Source organism: Candidatus Acetothermia bacterium (assembly GCA_024653305.1).
GTDB lineage: Bacteria > Bipolaricaulota > Bipolaricaulia > Bipolaricaulales > Bipolaricaulaceae > JACIWI01.
Genome location: JANLFW010000051.1, coordinates 1 through 2,040, shown reverse-complemented (window position 1 = coordinate 2,040; position 2,040 = coordinate 1). Strand labels below are relative to the sequence as shown.

Sequence of the window (2,040 nt, the reverse complement as noted above, 5' to 3'; positions counted from 1 at the left end):
TCTAGGGAGATCGCGTCCACATGATATTCTGCACCGTTTAGGACGATTTGATCGCTGACACTAAGCAGCCCGTTGTTATCGGTGTCAGTCCAAGCTTCGAGGTGGACGATGTTCCCCTGCCCATCCCGCCAGTAGGTGGATACTGGGCCTTTGGTAGCCAGAACTGGGTTGAGGAATGTTGCGTGCACTGGTGTGAACTGCACATTCTTCACCACGCCGAAGTTCTGGCCCATGGCGAACGCGCCAGTGCTGTACATGAACGGGTGGACCCAGTTGTGGGGGTGGGCGTAGTCCTCGAGCCAGCCGACGAAGAAGATGCCAAGCTGGCCAGCGTCCATGGACTTGAGGTAGGTCGGCCAGGGGAGGTCCAGCACCTCGATCACGAACGGGGACCGGAACCCTTCCTGCCATCGCTTGTCGTTGAAGCCCTCGATGTTCCGCTCCAGCATCTCCGCGGCGAACTTGCGCATGAGGTTGCCGGTGTTGTAGGTGATGGTGACACGCATGCCCTTCTGCCAGACTTCGCCGCCCCAGGCGGCCCGGAGCTCGGCCTCGGCCTTCTCCAGGTCGAACTCGTAGATCGGCTGATCCGGGTTGAACCCAAGCCGCCCCTCGAGGATCGGTCCGCGCAGGGCCCACCCCTCGCCGAGCCAGGACTCGTTGATGTACGTAGCGAGGTCCATGGCGTAGTTGAACGCGCGGCGCAGGTGGACGTCGGAGAGGAGGTTGGGCCGAGCTTCCCCGGCCACAAGCGGCATGAAGGGGCTCCCTGCGGCGACCTCGAAGTTGAAGAACCCGGACTGGGCAATGGATCCGGGCAAGGGCCCCATCAACCGGGCCTTGCCGGCGATCACGAGGGGATCCATCACCGCCACGAATGCCCGCGGCACGGCGATGATGTCGACATCCCCGGCCTCGAACATCGCCAGGCGCGTCCCCCACTCGGGAACGACCTTGATCACGGCCCGGGCGAGCTTGGCCGGCCCGCGCCAGTAGTCCTCGTTCCGGACGAAGCTGATCTCCTCGCCCGGCACCCACCGCTCGAGCTTGAACGGCCCGGTCCCGTTGGCCACCTTGAACAGCTCCGACTCCTCGGCCGCCGGGTCGTGCCACTTCCGCCAGTTCACCGACCCGTCCCAGCCGCCCTGGGCGATCACCCACTCCTTGTCGAGGATCGAGCACCAGCTACCGGCCACGATCTGGATGAACGGGGCAAACGGGTAGGCCAGCTCGATCACGACCTTGTCTCCCACCACCTTCACCGCTTCCTGAACCAGCCGGAGGGCTTCGGCATCCCCCACCTTCTCCGCGAGGGTGGCGATGGAGTCCACGTCCAAGATCGGCTCGAGCAGCATGTGGATCGGGCCGCCGGAGCGGTCCTGGATCAGGGCGCGATGAAAGCTGTACGCCACGTCCTCCGGGGTGAGGTCCCCGCCCGCGTGGAACTTGACCCCCTTGCGGATGGTAAACGTGTAGGTCAGCCCATCAGCCGACACTTCCCACGCCGTGGCCAGCTGGGGGACGAACTTGTCAACGTTCTCGCGGTCGTAGAACACGAGGGTCTCGTAGATGTTGAAGATCGCGGTCGCGCTTGCCGTGTCGTAGTGCCATGCCGGGTCCAGGGTCTCGAGGTCCCCGATCGTGGCCACGACCATCGTGTCCGGGTTCTTGACCTGCGGCCAGGCAATCATCCCAACCAAGCCAACCGACACTAACGCCAACCCTAGTTTGCGCCACATACTTGTGCCTCCTTGTGGTTCCCACAGGGAAGACTCTGAAACCGTACGTTCCTCCACCCATCACCCCCTCGGGAGACAACCCCAAAATAACTCTACCCGACTCCGACCGCGCTGTCAAGTGGTTCCGGGAGAGGAAAACCCACGCGCGATCACCTCCCGGGTTGCCGCCTCTGCCCCGGGTCCTTATCCTTCCAAACAAAAAAATGAGGTGCGACCGTGTCCATCCTGATCCATGAGAACACACAGGTGCTGGTCCAGGGGATCACCGGGAGCGAGGGGGCGTTCCACACCCGGCAGATGG

General features: G+C 63.4%; 2 protein-coding genes. One reads left to right on the top strand and one right to left on the bottom strand.

Annotation, left to right across the window (positions count from 1 at the left end):
• On the bottom strand, positions 1-1,691 hold a 1,691-nt coding region (locus NUV94_08140; protein MCR4392705.1), incomplete at its 3' end, for an ABC transporter substrate-binding protein.
• Between the two features lie 264 nt (positions 1,692-1,955).
• On the opposite strand from NUV94_08140, the gene NUV94_08135 reads away from it, so the two are divergent.
• Positions 1,956-2,040: succinyl-CoA synthetase, alpha subunit (locus tag NUV94_08135; protein MCR4392704.1), on the top strand; the 85-nt coding region annotated here is incomplete at its 3' end.